Source organism: Streptomyces sp., assembly GCF_050698815.1.
GTDB lineage: Bacteria > Actinomycetota > Actinomycetes > Streptomycetales > Streptomycetaceae > Streptomyces.
Window position 1 is genome coordinate 1 of the sequence record NZ_JBOHCV010000187.1, and the last position, 2,028, is coordinate 2,028.

Genomic DNA, 2,028 nt, shown 5'->3' on the forward strand with positions numbered 1-2,028 from the left:
GCGCTGGCCGGCACCCGGCACCCGGCCCTCGCCCGGATGTCCCGGGCCACCGCGGCCGAGGCGGGTGTCGCGGACGGCGACGTGGTGGCGGTCTCCGGCCCGCGTGGCAGCGTTCGACTCCCGCTCCAGGTCACGCGGATGCCGGACCGCGTGGTGTGGGTGCCGATGAACTCAGCCGGCGGCGGCGTGCACGCGGACACGGGTGCGCGTCCCGGCGAGCTCGTGCGGATCGCGGCTGCCGCCGCGACCGAGACGGAGGAGGTGGGCGCGTGAGCGCGCTCGTACAGGTTCAGCTCCGGTTCGCGGAGGTGGCGGCGTGACGGTCACCTCCCCGCGCACCGCGCTCCTCGCCGAGGAGGACCTCTCCTTCTTCGGCCACGACCCCCTCTGGCTGGTCGCACTCAAGGCGGTCTTCTGCTTCGCCTTCCTCATGGTGACCGTGCTGATCTCCATCGTCATGGAGCGCAAGGTCGTCGGCTGGATGCAGCTGCGCATCGGCCCCAACCGGCACGGTCCCTGGGGGATGCTGCAGTCCCTCGCCGACGGCATCAAGCTGATGCTGAAGGAAGACGTCGTCGTCAAGGGCGCCGACAAGTTCGTCTACCTGCTGGCGCCGATCCTCGGCGCCATCCCGGCCTTCATGGCGATCGCGGTCATCCCCTTCGGGCCGCCGGGCAACGAGGTCTCCATCTTCGGCACCCGCACCGCGATGCAGCTCACCGACCTGCCGGTGGCGGCCCTCTACATCCTCGCCACCGCCTCCATCGCCGCCTACGGCGTGGTGCTGGCGGGCTGGTCCTCGAACTCGACGTATCCGCTGCTCGGAGCGGTCCGCGCCACGGCGCAGATCATCAGCTACGAGATCGCGATGGGCCTCAGCTTCGCCGCTGTCTTCCTCTACTCCGGCTCGATGTCGACCTCGGCGATCGTCGACTCGCAGCAGGACACCTGGTTCGCCGCTCTGCTGCCGGTCTCCTTCCTCATCTACATGGTGTCGATGGTCGGAGAGGCGCACCGCGCGCCCTTCGACATGCCGGAATCCGAGGGTGACCTGGTCGCCGGCTACCAGACCGAGTACTCGTCGATCAAGTTCGCGCTGTTCATGCTCGCCGAGTACGTCCATGTGGTCACCCTCTCCGCCGTCGCGGTCACCCTCTTCCTGGGCGGCTGGCGGGCGCCGGCGCCGATCTCCACGTACTGGGAAGGCGCCAACCACGGCTGGTGGCCGCTGCTGTGGTTCTTCCTCAAGCTGATGGTGCTGATCTTCTTCTTCGTCTGGGTGCGCGGCACGCTCCCGCGGGTGCGCTACGACCAGTTCATGACGCTGGGCTGGAAGGTCCTCATCCCCATCGCGCTGGTCTGGCTGATGCTGGTCGCCACGGTTCGGGCGATGCGCAACGAGGGCTACGAGTTCAGCGCCATCGTCTACTGGGTCGCCGGCGCCGCGCTGGTGATCCTGCTGCTCTCCTTCGTCGTCGACATCTTCCGCGGCCGCAAGGAGGGCGCGGAGGAGGAGGCCGCCAGGAAGGAGGCCGCCGAGTCCGGTGGCGAGGAGTTCGATCCGATGGCGGGCGGCTATCCCGTACCGCCGCTGCCCGGACAGAAACTGCCGCCGGTGCCGCGACGCCCCTCGCGCCAGGACCGGGACCGCGACCGCGCCCTGGTCGGCGCCGGCGCCACGGGCGACGGTGACACCGACGGCGGTGCGGCCGCCGAGAAAACAGACGGAAAGGAGGCCGACGGTGTCTGAGCGCGAACCACTGGGGGCAGGCCCCCACAATCCCGTGGCCGGCTTCGGCGTGACCTTCAAGGGCATGTTCAAGAAGCGGCTGACCGAGCAGTACCCCGAGTACAAGAAGCCCACGGCACCGCGCTTCCACGGCCGCCACCAGCTCAACCGGCATCCGGACGGGCTGGAGAAGTGCGTCGGTTGCGAGCTGTGCGCCTGGGCCTGCCCGGCCGACGCGATCTACGTCGAGGGCGGGGACAACACCGAGGAGGCGCGCTACTCCCCGGGTGAGCGCTACG

Annotated in this window: 3 protein-coding genes; all 3 read left to right on the forward strand. The window is 69.7% G+C overall.

What is annotated here, in order from left to right:
* The coding region (locus ACRDP3_RS06910) for a molybdopterin dinucleotide binding domain-containing protein (protein ID WP_431515941.1) at nt 1-273 on the forward strand (273 nt) is incomplete at its 5' end.
* A 43-nt stretch (nt 274-316) separates the two neighbouring features.
* Nucleotides 317-1,750, forward strand: a complete 1,434-nt coding sequence (nuoH, locus tag ACRDP3_RS06915) for an NADH-quinone oxidoreductase subunit NuoH (RefSeq protein WP_431515942.1) — start codon at nt 317-319, stop codon at nt 1,748-1,750.
* Nucleotides 1,743-2,028: NuoI/complex I 23 kDa subunit family protein (locus tag ACRDP3_RS06920; RefSeq protein ID WP_431515943.1), on the forward strand; the 286-nt coding region annotated here is incomplete at its 3' end. The genes nuoH and ACRDP3_RS06920, both read left to right, overlap by 8 nt.